The organism is Levilinea saccharolytica, from assembly GCF_001306035.1.
GTDB classification, from domain to species: Bacteria; Chloroflexota; Anaerolineae; order Anaerolineales; family Anaerolineaceae; genus Levilinea; species Levilinea saccharolytica.
This window is the reverse complement of the sequence record NZ_LGCM01000019.1, coordinates 16,408-41,886: the sequence shown is the minus strand read 5'-3', so window position 1 is coordinate 41,886 and position 25,479 is coordinate 16,408. Positions and strand designations below refer to the sequence as shown.

26 protein-coding genes are annotated in these 25,479 nt (G+C 62.9%); 17 read left to right on the top strand and 9 right to left on the bottom strand.

Annotated elements, in window-relative coordinates; genetic code table 11:
• From ADN01_RS04455 to ADN01_RS04435, 5 genes are read left to right on the top strand one after another with little or no spacing between them, the layout of a single operon-like run.
• On the top strand, positions 1-1,293 hold the full coding sequence (locus ADN01_RS04455; protein ID WP_062420012.1) for a M16 family metallopeptidase: 1,293 nt from the start codon (positions 1-3) through the stop codon (positions 1,291-1,293).
• Positions 1,290-2,588 carry a M16 family metallopeptidase gene (locus tag ADN01_RS04450; RefSeq protein WP_062420013.1) on the top strand — a complete coding sequence of 433 codons (1,299 nt, stop codon included), beginning with the start codon at positions 1,290-1,292 and terminating at the stop codon, positions 2,586-2,588. Before ADN01_RS04455 ends, ADN01_RS04450 begins: the two co-directional genes overlap by 4 nt.
• The gene (gene acpS, locus ADN01_RS04445; protein WP_075070958.1) at positions 2,582-2,980 is read left to right on the top strand and encodes a holo-ACP synthase; all 399 of its coding nucleotides are present in this window, start codon (positions 2,582-2,584) and stop codon (positions 2,978-2,980) included. The genes ADN01_RS04450 and acpS overlap by 7 nt, the downstream gene beginning before the upstream one ends.
• On the top strand, positions 2,977-3,657 hold the full coding sequence (locus ADN01_RS04440; RefSeq protein ID WP_062420014.1) for a metallophosphoesterase family protein: 681 nt from the start codon (positions 2,977-2,979) through the stop codon (positions 3,655-3,657). Before acpS ends, ADN01_RS04440 begins: the two co-directional genes overlap by 4 nt.
• A 6-nt stretch (positions 3,658-3,663) precedes the next feature.
• Complete coding sequence (locus ADN01_RS04435; protein WP_062420015.1) at positions 3,664-4,584, top strand: DUF4032 domain-containing protein; 921 nt, start codon at positions 3,664-3,666, stop codon at positions 4,582-4,584.
• Between the two features lie 6 nt (positions 4,585-4,590).
• Here ADN01_RS04435 and ADN01_RS04430 read toward each other — a convergent pair whose 3' ends face one another.
• Together ADN01_RS04430 and ADN01_RS04425 are read right to left on the bottom strand one after the other, a co-directional pair.
• Positions 4,591-4,818 (bottom strand): hypothetical protein, encoded by a 228-nt coding sequence (locus tag ADN01_RS04430; protein ID WP_062420016.1) that lies wholly within the window; start codon positions 4,816-4,818, stop codon positions 4,591-4,593.
• A complete protein-coding gene (locus ADN01_RS04425) occupies positions 4,815-6,155 on the bottom strand; it encodes an AAA family ATPase (protein ID WP_075070957.1) in 1,341 nt (446 codons plus the stop codon). Before ADN01_RS04425 ends, ADN01_RS04430 begins: the two co-directional genes overlap by 4 nt.
• Before the next feature lie 254 nt (positions 6,156-6,409).
• Here ADN01_RS04425 and rplS point away from each other — a divergent pair, with 254 nt between their 5' ends.
• The 4 genes from rplS to ADN01_RS04405 all read left to right on the top strand — a co-directional run bounded on the left by rplS (position 6,410) and on the right by ADN01_RS04405 (position 9,945).
• Positions 6,410-6,754 (top strand): 50S ribosomal protein L19, encoded by a 345-nt coding sequence (gene rplS, locus ADN01_RS04420; protein WP_062420019.1) that lies wholly within the window; start codon positions 6,410-6,412, stop codon positions 6,752-6,754.
• A 102-nt stretch (positions 6,755-6,856) separates the two neighbouring features.
• The gene (locus ADN01_RS04415) at positions 6,857-7,582 is read left to right on the top strand and encodes a gamma-glutamyl-gamma-aminobutyrate hydrolase family protein (RefSeq protein ID WP_062420020.1); all 726 of its coding nucleotides are present in this window, start codon (positions 6,857-6,859) and stop codon (positions 7,580-7,582) included.
• 12 nt (positions 7,583-7,594) lie between these two features.
• A complete protein-coding gene (gene murI / locus ADN01_RS04410; protein ID WP_062420021.1) occupies positions 7,595-8,401 on the top strand; it encodes a glutamate racemase in 807 nt (268 codons plus the stop codon).
• A 113-nt stretch (positions 8,402-8,514) separates the two neighbouring features.
• The gene (locus ADN01_RS04405) at positions 8,515-9,945 is read left to right on the top strand and encodes a flavin monoamine oxidase family protein (RefSeq protein ID WP_075070956.1); all 1,431 of its coding nucleotides are present in this window, start codon (positions 8,515-8,517) and stop codon (positions 9,943-9,945) included.
• A gap of 87 nt (positions 9,946-10,032) precedes the next feature.
• Here the strand turns inward: ADN01_RS04405 and ADN01_RS04400 are convergent, their stop codons facing one another.
• Entirely contained in the window at positions 10,033-10,305 is a 273-nt protein-coding gene (locus ADN01_RS04400; protein ID WP_062420023.1) for a LysM peptidoglycan-binding domain-containing protein, read from the bottom strand.
• A gap of 248 nt (positions 10,306-10,553) precedes the next feature.
• On the opposite strand from ADN01_RS04400, the gene ADN01_RS04395 reads away from it, so the two are divergent.
• Positions 10,554-10,892 (top strand): hypothetical protein, encoded by a 339-nt coding sequence (locus tag ADN01_RS04395; RefSeq protein WP_062420024.1) that lies wholly within the window; start codon positions 10,554-10,556, stop codon positions 10,890-10,892.
• A gap of 12 nt (positions 10,893-10,904) precedes the next feature.
• Here the strand turns inward: ADN01_RS04395 and ADN01_RS04390 are convergent, their stop codons facing one another.
• From ADN01_RS04390 to ADN01_RS04380, 3 genes are read right to left on the bottom strand one after another with little or no spacing between them, the layout of a single operon-like run.
• Positions 10,905-14,081 carry a hypothetical protein gene (locus ADN01_RS04390; protein WP_075070955.1) on the bottom strand — a complete coding sequence of 1,059 codons (3,177 nt, stop codon included), beginning with the start codon at positions 14,079-14,081 and terminating at the stop codon, positions 10,905-10,907.
• Positions 14,082-14,621, bottom strand: a complete 540-nt coding sequence (locus tag ADN01_RS04385; protein WP_062420025.1) for a GNAT family N-acetyltransferase — start codon at positions 14,619-14,621, stop codon at positions 14,082-14,084.
• Positions 14,622-14,633: 12 nt separating this feature from the next.
• Positions 14,634-15,719 (bottom strand): GNAT family N-acetyltransferase, encoded by a 1,086-nt coding sequence (locus ADN01_RS04380; RefSeq protein ID WP_062420026.1) that lies wholly within the window; start codon positions 15,717-15,719, stop codon positions 14,634-14,636.
• Positions 15,720-15,859: 140 nt separating this feature from the next.
• Between ADN01_RS04380 and add the strand changes: the two genes are divergently transcribed.
• Both add and ADN01_RS04370 read left to right on the top strand, forming a co-directional pair.
• Entirely contained in the window at positions 15,860-16,912 is a 1,053-nt protein-coding gene (add, locus tag ADN01_RS04375; protein ID WP_160318375.1) for an adenosine deaminase, read from the top strand.
• Positions 16,913-17,204: 292 nt separating this feature from the next.
• The gene (locus ADN01_RS04370) at positions 17,205-18,599 is read left to right on the top strand and encodes a hypothetical protein (RefSeq protein WP_062420028.1); all 1,395 of its coding nucleotides are present in this window, start codon (positions 17,205-17,207) and stop codon (positions 18,597-18,599) included.
• A gap of 76 nt (positions 18,600-18,675) precedes the next feature.
• On the opposite strand, the gene ADN01_RS04365 is transcribed toward ADN01_RS04370, so the two are convergent.
• Genes ADN01_RS04365 through ADN01_RS04355 form a run of 3 tightly spaced genes read right to left on the bottom strand, consistent with a single transcriptional unit; the run spans position 18,676 to position 21,124 of the window.
• A complete protein-coding gene (locus ADN01_RS04365) occupies positions 18,676-19,677 on the bottom strand; it encodes a LysM peptidoglycan-binding domain-containing protein (RefSeq protein WP_062420029.1) in 1,002 nt (333 codons plus the stop codon).
• 19 nt (positions 19,678-19,696) lie between these two features.
• Positions 19,697-20,656 (bottom strand): LysM peptidoglycan-binding domain-containing protein, encoded by a 960-nt coding sequence (locus ADN01_RS04360; RefSeq protein WP_075070954.1) that lies wholly within the window; start codon positions 20,654-20,656, stop codon positions 19,697-19,699.
• A 51-nt stretch (positions 20,657-20,707) separates the two neighbouring features.
• Entirely contained in the window at positions 20,708-21,124 is a 417-nt protein-coding gene (locus ADN01_RS04355; RefSeq protein ID WP_062420030.1) for a CBS domain-containing protein, read from the bottom strand.
• Between the two features lie 234 nt (positions 21,125-21,358).
• Between ADN01_RS04355 and ADN01_RS04350 the strand changes: the two genes are divergently transcribed.
• The 5 genes from ADN01_RS04350 (at position 21,359) to ADN01_RS04330 (ending at position 25,372) form a co-directional block, all read left to right on the top strand.
• Positions 21,359-21,811 (top strand): GntR family transcriptional regulator, encoded by a 453-nt coding sequence (locus ADN01_RS04350; RefSeq protein WP_062420031.1) that lies wholly within the window; start codon positions 21,359-21,361, stop codon positions 21,809-21,811.
• Between the two features lie 2 nt (positions 21,812-21,813).
• Positions 21,814-22,809, top strand: coding sequence for a slipin family protein (locus ADN01_RS04345; RefSeq protein ID WP_201778631.1), 996 nt, complete (start codon positions 21,814-21,816; stop codon positions 22,807-22,809).
• Positions 22,810-22,872: 63 nt separating this feature from the next.
• Positions 22,873-23,520, top strand: a complete 648-nt coding sequence (locus ADN01_RS04340; RefSeq protein ID WP_062420033.1) for an SdpI family protein — start codon at positions 22,873-22,875, stop codon at positions 23,518-23,520.
• A gap of 62 nt (positions 23,521-23,582) precedes the next feature.
• Positions 23,583-24,533 (top strand): ABC transporter ATP-binding protein, encoded by a 951-nt coding sequence (locus ADN01_RS04335; protein WP_113918812.1) that lies wholly within the window; start codon positions 23,583-23,585, stop codon positions 24,531-24,533.
• The gene (locus tag ADN01_RS04330) at positions 24,530-25,372 is read left to right on the top strand and encodes an ABC transporter permease subunit (protein WP_082143002.1); all 843 of its coding nucleotides are present in this window, start codon (positions 24,530-24,532) and stop codon (positions 25,370-25,372) included. Before ADN01_RS04335 ends, ADN01_RS04330 begins: the two co-directional genes overlap by 4 nt.
• The last annotated feature ends 107 nt before the right edge of the window (positions 25,373-25,479 follow it).

The following is a 25,479-nucleotide window of genomic DNA, read 5'->3' as shown; positions in this document are numbered from 1 at the left end:
ATGCCTGACGAAATCCAGGTGATCCAGTTTCCCAACGGTCTGCGGGCAGCTCTAAAAGAAATTCACAGCGCGCCGCTGATCAGCCATTGGGTCTGGTACCGGGTGGGCGGGCGCTGGGAACAGGCCGGCCGCACCGGGCTTTCGCATTGGGTCGAGCACATGCAGTTCAAAGGCACGCCGCAGTTCCCCGCCGGGGTGCTGGATCAGGCGGTGGCGCGAGAAGGTGGCACCTGGAACGCCTTCACCCACTTGGATTGGACCGCCTATTACGAAACCCTGCCCGCCGACAAAATTGACCTGGCCCTGCGCCTGGAGGCCGACCGCATGGTCAACAGCCTGTTTGCGCCCGAGGAGGTGGAATCGGAGCGCACGGTGATCCTTTCGGAGCTGGAAGGCAGCCTGAACGAACCCATGTTCCGCCTGGATGTGGCCATTCAAGAGGCCGCCTTTCACCAGCACCCCTACCGCAACGAGGTCATCGGCACCCCGGACGATCTGCGCGCCATCCAGCGCGGCGACCTGTACGCCCATTACCGCCGTTACTATGCCCCCAACAACGCCCTGGTCACCCTGGCGGGTGATTTTGACAGCGCCGAGATGATCCAGCGTCTGGGCGAAGCCTACGGCGGGTTGCCGCCTGCCGAGGTGCCGGAACTGCGCCTGAGCCCAGAGCCAGAGCCGCAGGGCGAGCAGCGCGTGGAAATCAGCGGGCCGGAACGCACCACCTATCTGCGCATCAGCTACCGCGCGCCCGCCGCCAGCCAGGCCGATTTTTTGACCCTCAGCGTGGTGGACAGCCTGCTCAGCGGCCCCTCTAGCCTGAACATGTTTGGGGGCGGCGGGGTCTCCAACAAGACCAGCCGCCTGTACCGCACCGTGGTGGAGCAGGAGCTGGCCGTCAGCCTGCAGGGCAGCCTGCAAGCTACGGCAGACCCCTTCCTGTACCACATCACCGCCCTGGTGCGCCCCGAATCCAGCCCAGAAGCGGTTTTGGCGCGCGTGGATGAGGCCGTGGCCCGGCTGCAGGATCAGCTTGTGGACGAAACCGAAATCCGGCGGGCGATTAAACAAGCGCGCGCCCTGTTTGCCTACGGCAGCGAGAACATCACCAATCAGGCTTTCTGGCTGGGCTACGCAGAGATGTTTGACCGCTACGCCTGGTTTGTCAATTACCTTCCCGCCCTGGAAAGCGTCACCCCCGCGGATGTGCAGCGCGCTGCCCAAACCTGGCTCAGCCCGCAGCGGCGTGTGGTGGGCATTTACCGCCCCGAAAGCACCGGAGGGGGCGCATGAACCCCTCCACCCTGCCCGGCCCCGATAACGTCACGCGGGTGACGCTGGATAACGGCATCACGGTTTTGGCCCGCGCCCAAACCCACAGCCCTTCGGTGGTGCTCAGCGGGTATATCCAATGCGGCAGCCAAAATGACCCCCTGGAACGCCTGGGACTGGCGCACTTCACCGCCAGCGCCCTCATGCGCGGCACCGAGCGGTTTGGCTTTCATGACATTTTTGAACAGCTTGAGTCGGCGGGGGCCGCCCTGGGGTTTGGGGCCAGCGTGCACACCACCGCCTTTGGCGGGCGGGCGCTGGCCGAAGATTTGCCCATGCTGCTGGATCTGCTCAGCCAATGTCTGCGCGCCCCCCAATTCCCTCCTGAATGGGTGGAACGGTTGCGCGCCCAATTCACCGCCGGGCTGAAGCTGCGCGCCGAAAACACCGCAAGTATGGCCTCGCTGACCTTCGATGAACTGGTTTTCGAAGGACATCCCTACGGGCGGCCCGAAGACGGTTATCTGGAAACCATCCAGGAGATCCAGCGGGACGACCTGGCGCATTTTCACCGCCAATATTACCAGCCACGCGGCATGGTGGTGGCGGTGGTGGGCGGCATCTCCCCCCAGCAGGCGGTAGAAAGCGTGCAGGCCGCCCTGGGCGATTGGCAGCCCGCGGAAATTCCCGCGCCGCCGCCCACCCAACCCATCCAGCCGCCCCAGCAGATGCAGTGCCGCCACATCTTCATCCCCGGCAAAACCCAGCTCGATCTGGTAATGGGCGGTCTGGGGCCGCAGCGCGCCTCACCCCATTACCTGCCCGCCTCGCTGGGCAACAATATCCTGGGGCAGTTCGGCATGATGGGCCGCATCGGCGGGGTGGTGCGTGAGCAGGCCGGACTGGCCTACGCCGCCAGCACCAGTCTGAACGCCTGGATCGAAAGCGGCTCGTGGGAGGTTTCCGCGGGCCTCAACCCAGCCCATCTGCGTCAGGCGGTGGACCTCATCCTGGCGGAACTGGGCCGCTTTGTGCGCGAGCCGGTCAGCCCGCAGGAGCTGGCCGACAGCCAGGCCAATTTCATCGGGCGGCTGCCGCTCTCGCTGGAATCCAACAGCGGGGTGGCCAACGCCTTACTCAACCTGGAACGTTTTCAGTTGGGGCTGGATTACTACCAACGCTTCCCCGACGCGGTGCGCGCCGTGACCCCCGAACAGATCCTGGCCGCCGCCCAGCACTATCTGGACCCCCAGCGCCTGATCATCGTCACCGCCGGGCCGCAGCCCGCCGCCGATTGGAGCCAGGGGATATGCTGATCCTGCGTTCGGGTGTGGATCTGGTGGAAATTCAGCGGCTGGCCGATCTCAAGCCCGCTGTCCGCGCCCGCTTTTTGCTGCGCGTTTATACCCCCTTGGAACGGGATCAAATGGGCGAATCCAACGCCAGTCTGGCGGGACGCTTCGCGGCCAAAGAGGCCGTGGCCAAGGCCCTGGGCTGCGGCATCGGCGCGGTGAGCTGGCAGGAGATCGAAATCCTGCGCGGGCCGCAAGGCCAGCCGGAACTGTGCCTGCACGGTGAGGCCCAACGCCGCGCCGCCGAATTGGGGCTGGACACCTGGTCGCTGAGCATCAGCCACAGCCAGACCCACGCCGTGGCCCTGGCAGTGGCGCTGGGCATGCCCGCCGCAAACACCGAGGCCGGGCCGTGAAAATTTTGGCGATCAGCGATGAGGAAATGGGCATCCTCTACAGCCCCCACATCACCCGCCGCTTTCACGAGGTTGACCTGGTCATCTCCTGCGGCGACCTGCCCTATTCCTATCTGGAATACATCCTCAGCATGTTGGACGTGCCCCTGCTGTACGTGCGCGGCAACCACGCCGGGCAGGTGGAATGGACCGCCCAGGGGGAGCGGCTCAGCCCCTGGGGAGCGGTGGATCTGCACCAGCGTATCCTCCGCCTGGAATCCGGGTTATTGATCGCAGGTTTCGAAGGCTGTTTGCAGTACAACTACGGCCGCAACCAGTATTCCCAATCCGATTACTGGAGCATGGCGCTGGGGATGGTGCCGGGGCTGCTGTACAACAAACTGCGCTACGGGCGCTACCTGGATATTTTAGTGACCCACGCGCCCCCCTGGAAGATCCAAGACCGCGAAGACCGCCCGCATCAGGGCATCCGCGCTTTTCGCTGGCTGATCGAGGTGTTTAAGCCCCAATTCCATTTTCACGGCCACATCCATCTGTACCGGCAAGACGAGGTGTCGGAAACCCGGCACGGCCCCACCCGCGTGATCAACGCCTACGGGTTCCGCGAAATTAACCTGGAGGGTTTCGCCGCCCCTCCCAAGCCCATACGGCGTTTTCACGGCCCACCAAGAGAGTGATATACCATGAACGACCCTTCTTCTGAATCCAAAGCAACCCAACAAGCAGCGCGCGCTGATTTTGAAGCCGCCCTGCGCAAAGGCTTCTGGCGGGGGGTATGGAGCTGGCTGACCCAAAGCAAAAATGAGCTGCTGCCCTTTGACGAGGTGCGGCGCAACTTACCCTTCGCCGGACAGCACTCCCTGGGGGTGCAGCAAATTCCCATGGAACAGATTGTGGGCAGCGTAGGCCGTTACCGTGATTTTGACCGCGCTTTTTTGCCCCGCCAAACGCGCACCCGCGGGCGCTGGGAAAGCATTGACGCCGCCCATCTGCAGGATGTGCCTCTGCCGCCCATCCAGGCCTACAAAGTGGGCGAGCTGTATTTTGTCAGCGACGGCAACCACCGCGTTTCCGTGGCCCGCGAGCGCGGGCAGGCTTTCATTGACGCCGAGGTGGTCGCCATTGACGTGGACGCCGAGATCACACCCGATATGGACATTGATGAAATCATCCGCCGCGTGGAACAGGCCGAATTTGCGCGCCAGACCGGCCTTAAAGAGCGCTGCCCAGCGAGCGAAGTGCGGCTCACCCTGCCGGGGGGCTACCAGAAACTGCTGGAGCACATCTCCGCGCACCGCTACTTCATGGGTATTGACCAACAGCGGGAGATTTCCTGGGAAGAGGCCGTGGTGGGCTGGTGCGAACAGGTGTATCAGCCCCTGGTAGAGGTCATCCGCAGCCAGAATATCTTGAAAGAATTCCCCGGACGCACCGAAGCCGACCTGTACCTGTGGGTGATTGAGCACCTGTGGTATCTACGCGAGGAAACCAGCGGGGAGGTCAGCCTGGAAGAGGCCGCCGTGCATTTCGCCGGGGAGTTCAGCCAGAATCCGCTCAGCATCCTGTTGAGCATGATCGGGCGGATACCGCCTGCTGTGCCTTAGAGCAGCTCAGCGGCCGGTGAACAGGCCCAGATAGAACTGGTTCGGCTGAATCTGTTCGTCCGCGCGCACTTCCATTTGGGGTAGTTGGGTCAACCCCTCCTGGCAGCTCGGATGCACATAACACACTTCTGGGCGGCGGCCGTACATGCGTTGATAGGCCGCCGCCGCCTGCAAAATGCGCTGGGCCAGTTCATCTTTGGCCCGCCGTTCTCGGTACAGCAGTCCCAAACTCATGCAGACCTCCTGTGGGCTTCCGGCAGCAGCGGCAGGAAAAAGCGCAGCCAACCGTCTTCCAGATGCAAAGCAAATTCACGCCCCGGCCGCAGATCCTGGGCCGTCAGATCATCAAAAAGGGCCAGCCTGCGGGCAGAATCGGCCGGCATGTGCCCGATCAGGCGCGTGCCAAACCGGCGCGTCCAGCGGCCCATCTGCAGGGCAGCCTGGGTGGGCAGGGCCGCCAGCGGCCACACATGCGCTGCGGGGCCGTTTTGAAACAGCCATTCCAGGTTCAAGCGCACGGTGCTGTCCACCTCGCCGATAAAGCGCAGATCGTCCAGAACCAGCAGCAGCGGCGTACCCGCCCGCCCTTCGGCATAGCGCTGTTCGGCCACCTCGGCCGCCCGCAGGATCTGCTCCCATGCAGCCGGTTGGCGGCTGTCAAAAATACCGTCGCAGTGGGCGGCGGTGTCGGCGCCGGAGGCCAGGGCGGCGTATTCCTGCGGTTTGGCGGCCAGCACCACAAAGCGCAGCTCGGCCGGGTTGGTGAGGGCCGCGGCGGTGTGCAGCAGGGTGTGCAGCAGGGCGGTTTTGCCGCAGCCCGGGTCGCCCGTCACCAGGAAAGGCCCGGGGCGCGCGTCCAGAAGGTCAAACAGCACCGGCAGACCGTCTGCGCACATGCCCAACACGGCGGTATGCGCCGGCAGGCTGCTGCAAGCGCGGATCAAATCGCGCAGCGAAGTCTCTGCCGCCGGTTTCTGCGCCGGTGCGGCGGCGGGCTGAGGCTTGGGCTGCTCTGGCGCCGGGGCTTCTTCCGCAAGGGTTTCTTCGGCATGGGATTCTTCCGCGGGGTGCTCCAATGCAGCGGCCGCTTCTATGGGGGGTTCAAACGTAGGGGCGGGCTGGGGTACAGCCGGGGCGGGGGGCGTGGGAATCTTCAGCGCGGCCCATTCCTCCGGGCTGATCTCCTCAATGGGGAAGACCGGCTCCGGCGGGGGGGAGGCGGGTTGGGGACGGTGGGCGTTGGGTGCCCAGCGGGGCGTAGGTGGGGGAGGCACGGCCGGCTGGGGGCGCGCCTGCATCACAGCGGGTGGGCGTTGGGGCGGCAGCTGTGCAGCTGCCTGCACGGGGAGATCGGCTTCTTCTTCTGCCTCGATCTCCACCTCAGCTTCTGATTCAGCCTGCTCTTGCGCCTCGGTCGGGGCAGCCGCCTGGGCATCGCCCGACAGCTCATCTTCATCCCATTCTTGGGGCGGCAGAAATTCATCTTCAATGCGAACGCGCTGCGGCTCCTGCGCTGGCATGCGCTCCGGGGGCAGCTTGAACGGGCGGCGTTCGGGAAATTTTGAGAGCATAGTCCTCACCTCCTGGTGAGCGAGCAAATAGAACTTATGTTCTATCTCATTCTACCCACAGCCATGGTGCTTGTCAAGAGCGAATTCATCCCCAGCCCAGGCCTTAATGTGGTAAGATTGGCACTGTGCACGCGCAGATGAGGCCCAAAAACCACCTTGCGGCGGTGCGCACCCTGTGATATAATCCGCATTCGCGCCGCCGGTGATGGCCGCGCGGACATCATTTGTAAAAATTGTGAGTAAGGATTGGTGCCATGAGTGACCTGTTAAAAGCCGTTGAGGCTCCCGAGAACCCGAATATCCCCCAACTGACCCCCGGTGATGTCGTCAGCGTGCATGTCAAGATTAAAGAAGGCAACCGCGAACGTATCCAGGAATTCAAGGGTACCGTTTTGTATGTGCATGACAACCTCGCCAATTCCACCTTCACCGTGCGCCGCGTAGCCAGCAACGGCATCGGTGTGGAACGCGTTTTCCTGATGCGCTCCCCGCGCATTGACAAAGTGGTGGTGGAACGTCACAGCAAAGTGCGCCGCGCGCGCCTGTACTTCCTGCGCGACCGCACGGGCAAGAGCGCTCGCCTGAAGCAAAAGTTCTAGACCGTCGGGTTCGGTCGAACTGATTTTTTCGCACCTTCCGGGTGCAACCTGCGCCGAGGTTGCGCCCTTTTTATATTTCAGCCCCCACCAGGAGATGTGCTGATGACCGCTCCGCTCATTGGAATCACCACTTTTCAGCAAGACGCCGCCACCCTGCCCACCTTCGCCTGCCGCGGCACCTATGTGCGCGCCGTGCAGCGGGCCGGCGGCCTGCCTGTTTTGATCCCTTTGGGCCTCACGCCCTCCGAGATCAACCGCCTGCTCAACCGCCTGGATGGGGTCATCTTCACCGGCGGCGGCGATATTGATCCCCAGCGCTACAACGGGCAGCCCCATCCGCGCGTCTACGGCGTGGACGCCGAGCGCGACCGTGTGGAAACCATCCTGCTGGAACAGGCCATCGCCCAGCGCTTCCCCTTCATGGGCATCTGCCGCGGCTTTCAACTGCTCAACGTTACCCTGGGCGGCGCGCTCTACACCGACATCGCCGACCAGTTCTCCGCCGAGCTGCCCCACGCCCACGAAGAAGGCCGCGCCTATGACTTTCCGGCGCACGAAGTGGATATCACCGCCGAAACGCGCCTGGCGCGCATTCTGGGCGGCACCCGCTTTGCCGTCAACAGCCTGCACCACCAGGGCGTACAGCGCATCGGGCAAGGGCTGATCCCCAGCGCGCACGCCACCGACGGCCTGTTGGAAGGCGTGGAGCTGCCGGGCAACCCCTTTGGCCTGGCGGTGCAGTGGCACCCGGAATGGATGCCGGATTCGGCCCCCATGCAGGCCCTCTTCACCGCCTTCATCGAAGCCGTTTTGCAGGAAGAAGAGTAAAGCGCCGCGCCCATGCCCGCCGAAACCTACCCCGTGGGCGTGTTTGATTCTGGCGTGGGCGGCCTATCGGTAGTGCGCGCCCTGCGCCAGCTGCTGCCCGCCCAACCCATCCACTTTTTAGGCGATCAGGCGCATGTGCCCTACGGGCCGCGCACGCTGGACGAGGTGCGCGCCTTTTCCTTTGCCCTCACCCGCCACCTGCTGGCCCAGGGGGCGCGCTTGATTGTGGTGGCCTGCAACACCGCCTCCGCTGCCGCGCTGTATGAACTGCGGCGCGCCTTTCCCGACACCCCTTTTGTGGGCATGGAGCCCGCCGTCAAACCCGCCGCCACCCACACCCGCAGCGGCGTGGTGGGCGTGTTGGCCACCCCCGCTACCTTTCAGGGGGCGCTGTACGCTTCGGTGGTGGAGCGTTTTGCCCAGGGCGTGACCCTGCTGCAAGATACCTGCCCCGGCCTGGTGCAGCAAATTGAGGCGGGCGCCGTGCACGCCCCCCAAACCCGCGCCATTTTGGAAAAAGCCCTTGAACCCATGCTGCGCCAGGGCATTGATACCGTGGTGCTGGGCTGCACCCATTACCCCTTTGCCATCCCCGTGATTGAGGAGATTGTCGGCCCCCAGGTACAGGTAATTGACCCCTCGCCCGCCGTGGCCCGCCAGGTGCAGCACCTTCTGGCCGAGCGCGGCTGGCTGGCTGTCGGGGCGCCCGCCGAACTGCGCGTGGAAACCACCGGCGACCCAGAGGGCCTGCAAACCCTGCTGCCCCAGCTGCTCGGTGAAAACGCGCCGGTTGCACGCGCCTTTCCCCCTTTCGCCTAGCCGCCCACGACGTTTCCCTGCCGCCCCGGTTTACCCTGATCCCAGCCTCCGCCGCGCGCGGGGGCTGGTTAATTATGATACAATTTATCATAATTAAACCAAGGAGGTATGCCGTGTCTAACCCGACATTTGACGCGCTAACCGTCATTCGCCGCGGGCTGCCGGAGCGCAAAGGCAAACGCAAAACCGTCCTGATCGCCGGGGCCGGTATGGCCGGTTTGACGGCCGCCTATGAGCTGCAGCGCGCCGGTCACCACCCCATCCTGCTCGAAGCGCAAACGCGAGTGGGCGGGCGCGTTTTCACCCTGCGCGAACCCTTCACCCACGGGCTGCACGCCGAAGCCGGGGCCATGCGCATCCCCCGCAGCCACCAACTGACCCTGGCCTACGTGGAAAAATTCGGTCTGCCCACCGCCCCCTTCACCATGAACAACGCCCGCGCCCTGCTCTACCTCCACGGTCAGCGCCGCACCCTGGGCGAGGCCGAGGCCAACCCTGAGCTGCTGGGCTTTGAATTGAGCCCCTCTGAGCGCGGAAAAAGCGCCGCCGCCCTGTGGGAAGAGGCCCTGCGCCCTTTAGCCAGCCTGGTGGAGAAAGAAGGCGAAATCGGCTGGGCCAAAATCGCCGCCAGCCACGATGAATTTTCGGTGCGCGAATTTCTGGAGCATCAGAATTGGTCCGAAGGGGCCATTGAACGCTTTGGCCTGCTGTTTAATCAAGAAGCCATCCTCAATTCCTCATTCTTAGAGCTGCTGCGCGAAGAAATTGGTCAATACTACACCGACATGGTGTACCTGCCGCGCGGCAGCGACGAGCTGCCCCGGGCCTTTGTGCCCAGCCTGGGGGCGCGGCTGCATTTCGGCGTGCGCGTCACCGCCGTTGAACAATCCCCCGAAACGGTCACCCTGCGCGGACGCACCCTGGCCGGGCCGGTGAGCTTCACCGGCGATTACGCCATTCTGACTCTGCCCTTCTCGGTCATGCGCCACATTGAGGTATCTCCGGCTTTTTCCCGCGCCAAACAGCGCGCCATCCGCCAGCTGCACTACGACGCCTCCGCCAAGGTCTTCCTGCAAACTCGGCGGCGCTTTTGGGAAGAGGACGAGGGCATTTACGGCGGCGGCACCATGACCGACCTGGCCATCCGCAACCTGTATTATCCCGAACACGGGCGCGACACCGGCCGCGGGGTGCTGCTAGCCAGCTACACCTGGGGCGAAGATGCCCAGCGCTGGGGCTCGCTTTCACCCGAAGACCGGCTGCGCCAGGCGGTGGAAAACGTGGCCCAGATTCACCCCCAGATTTTGGACACAGTGGAAGGCGGCGCTTCGCAGATGTGGCATGATGATGAATTTGCCGGAGGGGCCTTTGCCCTCTTTGACCCCGGTCAGCAAACCCTGCTGCAGGAGGCCGTCACCGCCCCCGAAGGGCGCATCCATTTTGCCGGGGAGCACACCTCGCTGGCTCACGCCTGGATTCAAGGGGCCATCGAATCGGGCCTGCGCGCTGCCTGGGAGATTCATCACAGCCCGCCGCCCGGCTGAGATTGACCCACACCCAGAAACACACAGAGGCAAGTCCCATGCTCACGGACTTGCCTCTGCTTTTTCGTACAACGCTGGCCGGAGAGATTACTTCTTCAGTTCCGGCGGCAGCACCGGGATTTCGATCTCGGTTCCAACCTTAATATCGTTGGGGTGGTCGCCGATCACGGCGCGGTTGAATTCGAAAATCAGACGCCAATAGGGCTCGCTGATGTCACCGTAGTGCTTTGAGGCCAGGCTGGCATAGGTATCGCCCTGCGCCCAGACATGTTTGGCCAAAACGGCCAGGCGCTGCGCGCCCGGGCGGTGGCCCATGCGGTCCAAAATTTGATCTTCCAGGTCTTTTTCTTTGTCGCTCATAGTTCCTCCTGTTGAAACTCAAACGGTGAACGTACGCTGATTTCATTATAGCCAACAAAACCACAGAAAGATAGCGCCTTCAGCGCTGTCTGCATCTTCCCGCGTGCACTCAGGCACATTTTGTGCAACAGAGTCCCGTGCCATCGCAGCCGCCTGCGGATGGATCACCCCTTTTTTGCAGCGCTGTTCCTGGGCCGCGTTTGGCCCCAGGGGCAGAGGAGCTGCCCGCCAATTTTGAGGAGGCACCCATGGAACTCGACGCCACCACCATCAACAAACTGCGCAAGTATGCCCTGCTGGGCATCGGTATTCTGGCCCTGGTCACCGCCCTGCTGCTGATCCTGACTGCCACCCGCGGCTCGGCCAAAGCCCCCAAATCCTACGCCCAATGGGAATATCAGGCCGTTATCGCCACCTGCGAAGCCGACCGCGAGACCGCTGAGATGATCTGCAAGACTCTGGTAGACGGGGATCAGTCCACGATGAACAACCTGCTCAACGCTCAGGGTCAAAACGGATGGGAACTGGTCAGCGTGACCGTCAGCAAGGAAAAAACCTACGCGTTCTCGTTCAAACGGCCCAAATAGGCACGCACAGCATCAGTTGTAAAAATCGTGCGCCTGGAAAATGAGCAGGGTGAGCAAAATCTGCGCCGCCGCCAGCGCCGCCCCCACCCAGGGGGCTTTGCGCGCCGGAAAGCTGCGGTAAATTTGATCCGCGGCCATGAACGCCAGGAACGGGGCCAGATATAACCCGGAGAACTGCGCACTGCCGCGGGTCCAGGTGAGCAAATCTGCTGTCACCACCGCCGCGCCGGCCCCCAACGCCAGGAAATCCAAACGGCGCTGCCTGGCGCGGCGCGCGTTCCACAGCCGCACCAGAGCCAGCCCCATCAGGGGCAGACCGTTCCACACCGCCAGCTCCGCCAGATTCAGCCGCAGGTGGTTCCAATAGCCGCCCAGGCCCGCTCCCAAAGGGCGGGTCTGCGTCAGCGCCGCCCAGGATTCCGCCAGGGCCTGGCCCAGGGGCAGGCCGCTGATCGCCAGCAGCACGGTCATGCCCGCCGCCCCGGCTGCCGCCCCCCAGCCCAAGCGCCAGCGGCGGGCCGGCCCCAGCCCAAACCACCACACCGCCCCCGCGATCCCCAGGGCGGCAAACCCCAGAGAAATGGACAGCCCCCACACCCACAGCCCCGCTGCGGCCGCCGCCCACAGGGGCTGGCGTTGTTCCGCAGCGCGCAGGCCGCACCACACCACCCCCAATGCCAACCCCGGCAGCAGCCACTGTTCCATGAACAAGGGGGTCAGCAAGAAAGCTGGCAGGCAGGCCAAAAGCGCCCCCGCCAAGAGGGCTGCGCCGTCGGGCAGGCCCATGCGGCGGCTCCAGGCGGCGGTCAGAAGGGCCGCGCCCCCCGCCAGCAGCGGCATCAGCCAGGTAAAGACCGTGCGCATCCGTTCCGCCCGTTCATCGGCCTTCTCCAGCGGATCCGCCGCCTGCAAAGGGGCCTCCAGAGCGCGGTAGACGCGCGCCGCGCCAGGCAGGTGCAGCGGAGCCAAATGGGTGGGAGGGTCTTCGCCGCGCAGACTGTCAAACAGCTCCTGCGCATCCGCCGCTGACGCAAATTTCTCCTGCACCGCCCACGGGGTTCCGCCCGCGGCCGCGCCCAGCCCCCACTGCCCCGCGGCAGCCAGCACCACCAGCCCCGCCCAGGCCGCCCGCCGCCCCCAGGGTGACGAGCGCCCCGCCCACCCAACGCAGGCCGTCAGTCCGGCGGCCAGCAGCGCCCCGCCCAACCAGGCCCCCTGCGGCAGATCCCGCGGGGCAAAATACCACTTCCAGCCTGGGATGGTCAAGAACACCTCCAGCCGCAGCACCAGCACCGCCGCCTGCGCCAGGGTCAGTCCGCCCAGGCCCAATATCAGCGCCGCCCGCCCCAGACTGCCCGTGTGCGCCGCCTGACGAAAATCCTCCCAGCACGCAACGATCCACAGGCCCAAAACCTGCGCAGCACCCGCCCCCACCCACAGCAGCGGCCAGCGCAGGCTGAGCGCCAGGCCGCGCAGGCGTTCAAAGACCTCCACATCCCCCGCGGGGCGCTGATACAGCCACTGCATCCAGGCCTCATCCAGCGGACGCAGGAACACCCAGGCCGTCAGGCCCGCCCCCACCGCCAAAGTGAGCAGGGCCGCGGCTCCCCAGGCGGTTGGCACGCGCCATTTTTGCGGCCGCCCCCACCCGCGCCGCCGCGCTGCCCAGCCCAACCCCGCCGCGCCCAACAGCAAAGCCCACCCCACGGTCACAACCAGCCCCAGGCGCGAAACCAGCCCGCCCTGAGCGGCGTGCAGCCCCCAGGCGGCCAACCCCTGCGCCCATACCAGGCCCAGGCCCCAGGCGGCCAGACGGGGGCGTGTTTCGGCGCGGCGCAGCCCGGCCCACACGCCCGCCACAGCGGCCTCCAGCTGGTCCGGCCCTGCGGGCTGGGGCGGCTCCGGCCCCCACCTATAGGCTTGCAAGCCAAACAGCAGCGCCAACCACAGACCCAGCCGCAGCTGCACCCCCGCGGCCAGCGCGTGGCGGCCAACTTCCATAGCATCGCCGTGCCAGACCAGCGCCAGGTGAGGGTAACTGAGCAGCAGCAGCGCCAGCGCCGCCCACAGCCCCCGCCCGTTCAGCCGCCGCCAGCGCGCCCAGGCCGCCCCCCAACAGAGCGCACCCAACACCGCCAGCCCGCCCACAGCCCAGGGGCTTTGCGGATACAGCCCGTCCACCGGCAGCCCGCGCAATCCCTGTGGCGTGTACCCGCGCAGGGTGGGAAACAAGAGCACATCCGCGTTTTGCAGCGGCTCCCAGGCCGTGCGCAGCGGATCTGCCAGCAGATATTCCAAATAAGTGGATTTACCCCGTGCGGCCGCCCACGACTGAAAGCCGCGCAGCGATTCGGCGTTATACAGCGCAAAATCATCGCTGTGCGCCCATTTTCCGGCCATCTCCAACAGCGCCGGGCTGACCGGCATTTCAAACTGCTGGAAAAAAGCTACCTTGTGAGCATCCGGCAAAATGCGCTGGGCCAACACATTAAAGAAGGGAAACACCCAGCGTTCCCCGCGGTTGGAAAGGCCCTGAAAGCCCGCAAAGCACACCAGCAGCCCTGCCGCCACCCAGCCCCAACGCGCCCGCACGCGCCGCAGCAGCACGCCTGCCCCCAGGCCCACCCCCAGTAAGGCCCCCAGGTAGGTGTTCGTCTCCCGCGCCAGCATCCACAGCGCGCTGACCGTCAGCAGGGCGGCCGCTTTACCCCAGCTCCAGCCTTCCATCAGCCACAGCCAGGCCGCCAGCACCAGGGCCAACAGAGAGAGCGACAGCGACTCGCTGAGCACAATCCGGTCCCAGCGCAGGATATCCAGCCCCAGGCTGAACGCCAGCACCACCCCAAAAGAGAGAAGCCCCGCCAGGGGTGTGCGCGCCGCCCGCAGCACCGCCCAGGCCAACACCCCCCAGGCCGCGATGGACGCCAGCAGCTGCAGCCAGCCAATCGCCTCCGGCGCAGCGCCCACCAGACGGTACAAGAGCGGAACCCCCGCCGGGCGTACCCCAATCCAAAAGAGCGGGTCCCCCCAGGCGCGCTGCGCAATGCGCAGATAATCGCCTGAATCGGGATACAGAGTCACCGGCACGGGCAGTTCCAGGCTCAGCCGCAGCCAGGCATAGCCCAGCCACAGTCCCCAGGGGAGCCAACGCACCTTCGGCGGGAGTCCGGCTGGCTCAGACGCGCTCATCTAACCCACCCAACAGTACCAATACAGGGCGATCTCGCGCGTGCCCGGGCGCATGGCGCGGTACACGTAGCGGTCAAAACCGCCCAGCTCAAATCCGCTGCGCTCGTACAGGCGGCAGGCAGGCACGTTGTCATCCTGAGTTTCCAACATCAACCCCACATGCTGGTGATCGCGCGCCCAGTTTTTGGCGGCGTCCAGCAGGGCCGTCCCCACCCCCGCCTGGCGCATCTCCGGCTCCACCGCGATCAAGTGGATATAAGCGAACTCGTTCCACCAACGTTCCAGGCGAATTTCGCCCACCACCTGCCCGCCTGCGTAGGCCAGCAGCCAGGTGCGATCCGGCGTGTCCACATAGTCTTCGGGGCACGCCGGATCGGCATGGTAATCCTTGAAATACGTGGGGGACACCGGCTCCACGCGGTAACGCAGCCGCCCACCCTCCAGACGCAGCACCAGACGCTGGGTGACTTCATATTGGCTGTTCACCCGGCGGGCGTCCCCCAGGTTGGCGGCAGTCAGGGGTTGAATCTGGATGGGCATGGGGAGAGCCTCCTAGTCCGTGCGGCGCACATCCGGGAAGCGCGTGGTGGGGAAGCTGAACTGCATGTGCTGAAAGCGCCAGCCCTGCGCCTGCCGCAGCAGCACCGCCGTCAGGCGCGCCGGCCAAACGAAGCGTTCGCCTTTTTGCAGCTCAAAGACCGTGTTGGTGCCGCCGCGCAGGATATCCAGCACCTTCTCCTCCGCGCTCCACTCCGGCTGCTCATCCAGCACCCAGCGCATGTAGCCCACAAAGTTTTCATACCCCTGGCGGGTCTCCAGAATTTTAGTGACGGTGGCGGGCGCGCTGACCCAGGCGGCATCGCCGCACACAGTCACACGCGCGCGCTCCAGATCCATAGCGAACTGACCCCAATACAGCCAGTCGCCTTCCAGGATCTCGCGCACCCCTGCCCGCCCCAGGCACCATTCGTCTAGCCCAGGCTCCGATGCGTTGGTGCCGATCAATTCCAGCCCGTCCTCATCCGCCGCGAACAGCTCCATGCAGGCGTCCAATTGGCTGACATCGCGGGCATCATAAAAGGCCTGAAAGCGGCGCAGCACATCCATCACGGCCACATGATCCCAGCGGGCACGGCTCATGCGCCAGAGCAGGGCCTCTTCCGTCTCGCCCACGGTTTGCATGCCCACCTTTTCCAACACACGGCTGGAAGCCGGGTTGGTGCGCAGCACATCGGCCATCACCGTGCGGGTGCGGGGGTCTTCAAACGCCCAGGCCAACATACCCTGCAGCGCCTCAGTGGCGTAGCCGCGTCCCTGCACGGTGTGGGCAATGCCGTAGCCCACCTCTACCATGCCGTCCGCATCCGGCGCGCCTTTATAGCCGATCAGCCCGACCCCCTGGGCCTCCTCCGGCACAATCATCAGCCAGTAGGTCAGCCATTCATATTCCTGATCCTGCGCCTGAGCCAACCGGCCGATCTTGATCGCTCCGGCCCGCCGGACGGGCTCGGTGATCATTTCCCGCGCGATGCGCAGGTTCAATTCGCGTTCTAGTTCTTCTGGGGTCTCCAAGAGACTGCGCATCTGCGCGCGGGTCAGCGCCAATAAGCGCAGGCGTTTTGTGCTTCGTTCTGTCATGCTGTCCTCCGGCAAAAAGGGATCCCTGTGAATACGCTCTTAGGCCGTACAAAACTGTTTTTTGATTTTGCTTGCGCGAATTTTTCGCATATAATGGGGGGAAGGGGCGAATTGCCCAACCCAACCAAGGGGCTTTTCATTTGTTTAATACCGCCGCACTTCGAGATTTCTTCCGACAACTGCCCAAAGTGGATCTGCACCGCCATTTGGAGGGTTCGCTGCGTTTTGAGACCCTTATGGAATTGGCGCGCACCCAAAGCATCACCGTGCCGCTGAACCCCAACCTGCGCTCACTGGTGCAGATGACGGTGGACGACCCACTTAATTTTACGACGTTTCTTTCCAAATTTCAGACTTTGCGCCTGTTCTATCTCTCGCCGGAGATCATCCAGCGGGTGGCCTACGAAGCCGTTGCGGACGCCGCGGCAGACAATGTGCGCTATCTGGAGCTGCGCTTCACACCGGTGGCCCTCAGCCGCGCGCGCGGGTTTCCCATGCACGAAGTCATGGATTGGGTGTGCGAAAGCACCGCCCGCGCCGCGCGTGACTACCCCATCGTGGTGCGCCTGATCGCCTCGGTCAACCGCCACGAGGCCGTGTCGTTGGCCGAAGAGGTGGTGGGGTACGCCGCCGAGCGCATCTCGCGCGGGGTGGTGGGCATTGATCTGGCGGGCAACGAAGCCGAATTTTCCGCCGTGCCCTTTTCTGGGCTGTTTCGCGAGGCGCGCCAGGCGGGGCTGCGCCTGTGCGCCCACGCAGGCGAATGGAACGGGCCGCAAAACGTGCGCGAGGCCATCCAAATCCTGGGAGTGGACCGCATCGGCCACGGCGTGCGCGTGCTGGAAGACGAAGATGTCACCGCCCTGGCCGCGGAACGCAATGTGCCCTTTGAGGTGTGCGTCACCAGCAATTACCAGACCGGCGTGGTGGCCATGCTCACCGACCACCCCCTCATCCGCATGCTCAACGCCAATTTGAATGTGACCATCAACACCGACGACCCCAGCATCTCCGGCATCACCCTTTCCGATGAATACCGCATCGTGTGCCGCGACCTCGGACTGCCGCGCCAGATCATGGTGGAGCGCATCCTGGCCGCCGCTCAGGCTTCTTTCCTGCCAGATCACCAAAAAGCGCGGCTGGTGCAGGGTCTCAGCGGCGAGTTGGACAAGGTCAACTGGCTGCTGCCGTAGCATCCTCAGGATCAATCTCATCTGAAATCGGCCATAGCAATCTGCGCAGCATTTTTGATTTGCGGTTATAATCACATTCATATTTTTGAATATAAATCCAAAAGAGCTTCCCACCTTTACCCGCAGGCCCAGTGGCTTCAGCTGCCGGCGGCCGTCCTCAGCACCCTGGCGGGTTATCAGTTTGGCCTGGCGTCGCTCCTTTTGTGAAATTAAGAACTTTCTAAATTAACCCTACCGGAATCCGAAGGAATATCATAGGATAGTGTAGAATCGGGGTTTGGAGGAGAGGCATATGCGCATCTTACAACGATGGCTTTCAAAAGTTGGCGTAGCCGCTTTCTTACTGGCGGTCAGCCTGGGCTTAATGGTGGTGCGCCCCACCCAGGCGCAAAGCGGCACCCAGGAACACCGTGTGGCGGTCTACCTGTTTTGGGGGGACGGCTGCCCGCACTGCGCAGCAGAAAAACCCGTTTTGCAAGAGCTAGCCCAAAAATACCCTCAGATGGATCTGCGCCTGTATGAAGTCTGGTATGTAGATGAAAACCAGACGCATTTCATCAACATGGCCAAAGCCTACGGCATTGAACCCAGCGGCGTGCCGACCACCTTCATCGGCGACAAATATTGGGTCGGCTACAACAACGACCTCAAAGCGGAGTTTGAGGAGACCATCCAATACTGCATCCAAAACGGCTGCGTGGATAAGGGCGTGGGCATCATCCCCGGCATTGAACCGCCCAAAGAGCCGGTGGCCGAAGGCGGCGAAGCCCAGATGGGCGGCAGCCATGTGATCAAAGTGCCCCTGCTGGGCCAGATTGACCTGGACAAGCAGTCGCTGTTCGTCAGCACCCTGCTGATCGCCTTTGTGGATGGGGTCAACCCCTGCTCGGTGTGGGTGCTCACCATGCTCCTGGCGCTGACTCTGCATACCGGCTCACGCCGCAAGGTCTTGATTATCGGCGTGATCTTCCTGACGGTCACCGCCGCGGTGTACGCCCTCTTCATCGCGGGCCTCTTCACCATTTTCACCGTGGTGTCCTTTGTGGGCTGGATTCAAGTGGTGGTGTCGTTGGTGGCGCTGTTCTTCGCCGCGGTGAACATTAAGGATTACTTCTGGTACAAAGAAGGCCTGTCCTTCACCATCTCAGACGATAAAAAGCCGGGCATCTTCCAGCGCATGCGCCGCATCATGGATGCCAGCGAATCCCTGCCCGCCATGGCCGGGGCCACGGTGGTGCTGGCGGCGGGCGTTTCGCTGGTGGAATTCTCCTGCACGGCGGGCTTTCCGGTGGTGTGGACCAACATGCTCACCACGCAAAACGTGGGCGCGGGCCTGTTCGTTGCCCTGCTGTTGGTGTACATGCTCATCTATCAGTTGGACGAGCTGGTCATTTTCTTCACCGCGGTCTATTCGCTGAAAGCCAGCAAGCTGGAAGAAAAGCATGGACGCATCCTCAAGCTGATCGGCGGCATCCTCATGCTGACCATTTCCATCGTCATGCTGGTCAACCCGGCCTTGATGAACAACCTGACCTCTTCCCTGCTGATCTTTGGGGCGGCCTTCCTGGTGACTGTGCTCATCCTCGTGGTGCACCGCACCATCCTGCCCAAGTTCGGCATTCACATCGGCACCGAATTTGAAGAGAAAAAGACCGGCAAGAAGCGCGCACGGCGCAGCGGCATCTAAACGGTTCGATTAACCAAACCGCCCGCACCGGTAAGATCTGGTGCGGGCGGTTTTTTGTTTTCTGCCAGTCAAGTGTTTATTTCTTGAACAGCGAAAGCAGCACCGCCGCCAGGCCCAGGGCGCACACCACGATGATGCCGATGCCAAAGCCTCGTCGGTTCATGTTCTGAAAGTTAGCCACCCGGCTGAAAACGTTGTCCGCGGTGGGGGTCACCGTCAACGTGGCGGTGAGCGACGGTGTGAGCGTGGGCGGGACGAGCGTGCGCGTGGGGGTCAGCGTGGGCGGCAAGGGCGTTTCGGTGGCGGTGGGGCTGATGGTGGGGGTCGGGCCGATCTTGACCAGCAGCTTTTGGCCCACATAAATCACCGCGTTGCCGGGGGGCAAATTGTTCAGCTGGTACAGGCTGTTCAGTTCCACCTTGTAGGCGTTGGCGATCATAATCAGGGTTTGGCCGGGCTGCACCACATGCACCAGGGTTCCATCCGCCTGAGAAGTGGCCGTCTGCACCAACATGATCACCTCACGGGTCACGGTGGGCAGGCCGGGCGTGCCGGGGACGGGCGTTTTCACTGTGCCCGACGAGCCGCCCCCGCCCGACGAATAAGCCGCATGCAGCACGTAGTAAACCATACCGTTGCTGTCGCGGGCCGCGCCCGCGCCCACATGCTGGTAGGCGGGGTTTTCCACCGGGCGCATGTGGTCAAAATCGGCCCAATACGAGGCGTACACATCCGCAAACTCACCCCGGCCGCAGACGATGTTCTCGGTGGCAAAGGCTGTGCCGCTGCCGTAACCGGCTGCACGCACGCGTTCTTCCACCCCGCCGTATCCCAAATCGCGGATGTGGGCGCAGGTTTGCAGCGAGGCCATGATCTCTGCCGTGGCCTGGGCGGTGTACATGAGCACTGCATCCGTCTCCAGCGGCGGGTTACCGTAACTGCCGCGGTAGGCATTGGTCTGCGCGATCAGATCATAGGGTGAGGTGGGATAGTCCTCCTGGGCCAGCGCCGGAGACGGCGTCCACAATAAGGTTAAGACGGCAGCCAGGGCGATCACACCGCGGTATAAAAACTTCATCTGGTTTACTTTCACCGGTTTATTTTTTTTCCTTGATTCCAAAAGTCACGCCCACATAAGCGGCAATGCCCACCACCAACACCACAATCAGGGCCACCTGGCGGCCGGTCAGCGGGGGCCTTTGGGGGGCATCCTCGGTTTGCAGCGGGCCGGGGGTGCGCGTGGGGCGCGGTGGGCGCAGGGTGCGGGTGGGTTTCAGGGTGGCCGTGGGCGGCAGCGGGGTCACTGTGGGCGAAGCCGTGGGGGTGACGGTGAAAGCCGGACGCAGCAGCAGCCGCTGTCCCTCATAGATGACCGGCTGGGTGGCGTTCAGCCCATTTAAGGCCACAATGCTCTCCGAAGCGATGTCGTAGATCAGGGCGATGCTCCACACCGTTTCTCCGGCGCGCACGGCGTGAATCACAGAGCCGTCTTCCTGGGGGGTAACGGTGAAAGCCGACTGCGGGTCAAAGGTGGGCGCGCCCGCCGTGCTGCCGGTCGTGCCGCCGCCAGTGCCAGGGGCGGGAACCGCCGCCTCAGTCTCCTGGGCGCCGGTTTCTTTGCCCCAGCCGCGGATGACAAAGGTGTAATACACCATGCCGTCGCGTTCCGCCACCCCGGCCCCGGCCGAAGCGCTGACAAAGCCGATGAGAGTTTTCCGGTGCCAGTAATCCGCCCACTGCTGACGGACGATATACTCGGCGCCCACGTTCATGCCGCCGCCGATGTTTTCAATCACGCCTGCCTCGGCCGGTCCGCTGCCGTCCGCGCGGGTATGGGTGATCTTTTGAATGGAGGCCTGATATTCTGAATGAGCCTGAGCCAGGGCGTTCAGCTCGGCGTCGGTGCCGTAGGGTTCCAGACCGTATTCAGCCCGCAGCGCGTTCACCGCGGCGATCATTTCGCCGGCGCTGCTGGGTGCGGCTGTCACCGGCGCAGCAGTCCAAAGACCCGCCGCGGCCAGGCAGAGCAATAAGGTGAAGAATAGAAAACGGCGCATCGTGGTCGGAATTATACACCCGATGCGCCGTTGTCAAGTTCTTGAGCGCTGCTAGACGATGCGTTCACCTGGGGCGCGCCCCATCGCTTCGGCGGCCACCAGAAAATCGGTGTCGGAGATTAAACCGATGATCTTGCCTTCCTGGTTGATGACTGGCATGTGGTGGATGCTCTTCTTTTTCATCAATTCCGCGCACTCTTTCAGACTCATGGTTTCATGCGCTACGATCAGGGGCGAAGTCATGATTTCGTGAACCCTGGCTTCATTCGGGTTGCGCTCCTGAGCCACAATTTTGTCGCAAATATCCGTGGACGTTAGAATGCCGTATTCTGGGTTGTGTTCCGATTGTTTCACAATCAGGCTGTGAATATAGCGGCGGCGCATGACAGCCAGAGCCTCTGAAACGGTGCTCTCAGCGTCCACAAACACCACCAGGTCATTCATCCACTCTTTGACCGTATATTGCATACCTATGTCTCCTTTCCAATCCCTGTGATTGCATGAAGAAGGCTGCGCGGCTGCGTTCAGCAGCGGTGTTTGGTTTCAGTATAGCAGAAACAGATGAAAAGGCAAGTCAAGCGCGGCAGGGTGAAAAAACGCCCGCGATTCGGCCCAACCCCCTTGACAAACGCTCAATTTTGTATACAATTCATTCAATGATACAATGATACAATAATAAAAACCTATCTTAGGAGATCCGCATTGCCCGATTTACACATCCAGCTTGATTTTGGCTCTGATGTGCCCATCTACAATCAGATCGTGGCGCAAGTGCAGGAATTGGTGCTGATGGGCGCGCTGCACCCCGGCGACCAGCTGCCCACCGTGCGCCAGCTGGCGGCAGAGCTGCGCGTGAACTTTAACACCGTGGCGCGCGCCTACCGGATTTTAGATGAAAGCCGCCTGATCTCCACCCAGCAAGGGCGCGGCACCTACATCCTGGGCACGCCCGATCCTCACAAGAGCGAGGCAGCCCGCCGCCGGACCCTGGAGGAACTGGCCCGCCGCTACCGCGACAGCGCTCTGGGATTAGGGTTCTCCACGAGTGAAGCGCTGGCAGCCCTGCAGGCCCTTTTGTCCACCGCAGCGGAGGAGCCCTCCCCCGCTGAACGACCAAATACTGCCGCTGAAAACGGCCCACAAGAAAAGGTGTAGTCATGAGAGAGAAAAACGTAACCGCATCGAACTCGCAAGAAACCGCCTCCCCGCGGGGAAGAATGCGCCGCACCGACAACCAGCACATCCCCCCGCTGGCCGGTTTCATCTTCGCCGTGATCATGGTCGCGGCGGTATTGGGGGCCGTTCTGATGGACGGCCGGATCGCAGACCTATGGATTGGCTTGTACGTCACGCTGATGCTGGCGGTCGGCACCTTTTTTCTAATGGCCCTCAAAGTCGCCCAGCAGTGGGAAAAAGCGGTAGTGCTGCGTCTGGGCAAATTCCGCGGCCTGCGCGGGCCGGGCGTCTTTTGGGTCATTCCCGTTCTAGATGCCGTCTCCAACTGGATTGACCACCGTGTGATGGTGACCCCCTTCAGCGCGGAAAAGACCCTCACCAAAGATACCGTGCCGGTGGATGTGGACGCCGTCCTGTTCTGGGTGGTATGGGACGCCGAAAAAGCCTCGTTGGAGGTGGAAGATTACCGCGCCGCCATCTCGTGGGCCGCGCAGACCGCCTTGCGCGAGATCATCGGGCAGATGAGCCTGGCAGATATTCTCATCGGGCGGGCCAAGATGGACGCCGATTTGCAGAATTTGATTGACGAGCGCACCACCCCGTGGGGCATCTCGGTGCAAAGCGTGGAAATCCGCGACATCATCATCCCGCAGGGGCTGGAAGAAGCCATGAGCCGCCAGGCCCAGGCCGAACGCGAACGGCAGGCGCGCGTCATTTTGGGCGAATCCGAAGAGCAGATTGCCCATTCCTTCGCCCAGGCGTCCGAAGCCTATAAAAATAACCCCACCGCCCTGCACCTGCGCGCCATGAACATGCTCTTCGAAGGGCTCAAGCAAAAAGGCGCCCTGGTGATCGTGCCCAGCAGCGCCGTGGATACCATGAATTTGGGCGGGCTGACCGGCATGATCTCCATGGGCCAGCAGCTGGCTGCCCAGGAAAAACTCGCCTCAGACGGTCTGGAACTGCCCGAGGCCTGAATCTGACGTTTCACGTGAAACCTTGATCATCGTTTCACCAAGATTGATTCTTTGGAAAAAACTATGAAAACGCGTACCTTTTGGCTCCTTTTTCTCATCCTGATGCTGCTCACCGCCGCCGTCACCCTGTGGGCTTACCCGCGTCTGCCGGACATCATCCCCACCCATTGGAACGCCCAGGGGCAGGCGGACGATTTTTCTGAAAAAAGCGGCTCGATCTGGATTCTGCCCATTATGATGGTGGGCACGACCTTGCTGTTGGTGTTCCTGCCCAAACTGGACCCTCTGCGCAAAAATCTAGACCTCTTCTCCGGCGTGTACTACATTTTTGTGCTGTGCGTCAACGGCTTCTTCCTGTACCTGCACATCCTCACCCTGTGGATCGGCATGGGCAGCCGCATTCAGATGGTGCAGTGGCTGGTACCGGCCTATGCCGCCCTATGCGCTTGCTGCGGCTGGATGGTGGGCCGGGCCAAACCCAACTGGTTCATCGGCCTGCGCACCCCGTGGACCCTCTCGGATGAGCGCGTGTGGGATCAAACCCACGCTCTGGGGCGCAAGATGTTCTATCTGGCCGCCGCGGCCACCCTGCCGGGGATCTTTTGGCCGCAGGCCGCTTTTTTCTTCCTGATCGGGCCGCTGCTGCTGGCGTCCTTCATCCCGGTCATCTATTCGTATTTTTTGCACCGAAAACTGCACAACCCGCACTAAACACAGCTGTGTTTCACGTGAAACCATCCGGCGAATGCGCGGATTGAACGAAGGAGAACAAAATGACACAACCCATGCTGACGTTCCAACACGTCACTCACCATTACAACGGCCATGCCGCTTTGCAGGATTTTGAACTGAGCACCGCCGCTGGTGAAGTCTTGGGCCTGTTGGGGCCCAACGGCGCCGGAAAAACCACCAGCGTGCGCCTGGCTAACGGCCTGATCAACCCCAGCAGCGGCACCATCCGTACCTTGGGACTGGACCCCATTGCCCAGGGCGACCAGATCCGCGCCCAAACCGGCGTGCTGACCGAAACCCCCGCTCTGTACGAGCGCCTGACCGCTCGTCAGAATCTGGCCTTCTTCGGCCAGCTAATGGGCATGTCGGCGGAAGACTGCCGCCAGCGCAGCCAGGAGCTGCTGGGCTACTTTGATCTCACCGAGCGCGCCGACGACCGCGCCGGGACCTACAGCAAAGGCATGAAACAGCGCCTGGCCCTGGCCCGCGCCCTGCTGCACCGCCCGCGTCTGCTCTTTTTGGACGAGCCCACCTCCGGCCTGGATCCCGAAGCCGCAGCGCAGGTGCACGAACTGATCGCCACCCTGCGCGACACGCAGGATCAAACCGTGCTGCTGTGCACTCACAATTTATTTGAAGCCCAGCGCCTGTGCGACCGCCTGGCCATCATGAACCGCGGACGGCTGCTGGCAGTAGGCACTCTGGATGAGCTGCGCCGCGAGGTCATGCCCGGCTTATGGGCGGAACTGCGCTTCTACCAGCCGCCTGAAGCTGCTGCCCTCCATGCGGTGCGCGCCGTCTCCGGCGTGCTGCAGGTCGAAGAGTTGGATGCCCAAACCTGGCGGCTGCAAGCCCAGGAAGAGGCCGTGCTGCCCCAGGTGGTGACGGCCCTCACCGCCCAGGCCGCCCAACTGACCGCGCTGCGCCCCAACCAGGCCTCTCTGGAAGATATCTATTTCAAACTGCAATCCGCACACACAGAAGGTGCATGATGAAAATCCATTGGAATTATCTGACCGCTATCGCCCGCAAAGATCTGCTGGAAGTGCGTCAAAACCGCGCAGCATGGCTGCCCATGCTGATCGTGCCGCTGATCTTCATCCTCGTCCTGCCCCTGGCGACCATCTTCATCCCGCCCGCGATCGGCGCGACTGCGGAGAACCTGACCCAGGATACTGACCTGGAAGCTTTTCTGGCCAATATGCCCCCCTCCTTCAAAGAGTCGCTGGAAGGGCTGGAACCTGTCGCTCTGATGGTCAAGGTCATGCTGGGCTACTTCATGGCCCCCATGTTTCTGATCTTCCCGATCATGTTTTCCACCATCATCGCCGCGGAATCCTTCGCGGGCGAGCGGGAACGGAAAACGCTGGAGGCCCTGCTGTACACCGCCGCCAGCGACCTGGAACTCTTTCTGGGCAAGGTGCTGGCCGCCATGCTGCCCGCGCTGGGGCTTTCGTGGGGCAGCTTCCTGCTGTACACCGTGGTGCTCAATGCCGCCGGGTATAACCTGTTCGGCGGGTTGTGGTTCCCGCTGTCCACCTGGTGGCCGCTGATCTTCTGGATCTCCCCCGGCCTGGCTTTGCTGGGCACCTCGGCCACGGTGCTGATCTCGGCCAAAACGCCGACCTTCATGGGCGCCTATCAATCCAGCGCCTCGCTGGTGTTGGTGGTGATCGGCTTCCTGGTGGGGCAGGCCACGGGCGTGCTGTACCTGAGCGTGGGGGTTGGTATGATCATCGGCCTGGGCGTGTGGGTCATCGCGGCGGTGCTGACCGGCGTGGCGGTGGGCTCCTTCCAGCGTTCGCGGCTGCTGGTGCAGGCTGCCAATTAACAGAACTTATGTTCTGTTTATCTCGGCTGGGTGACTAAACTCACCCAGCCGTTTGCGTTAAAGGGGTGTACAATTGAACTGACCCTGCGGAGCTGCAATAGCTGGTC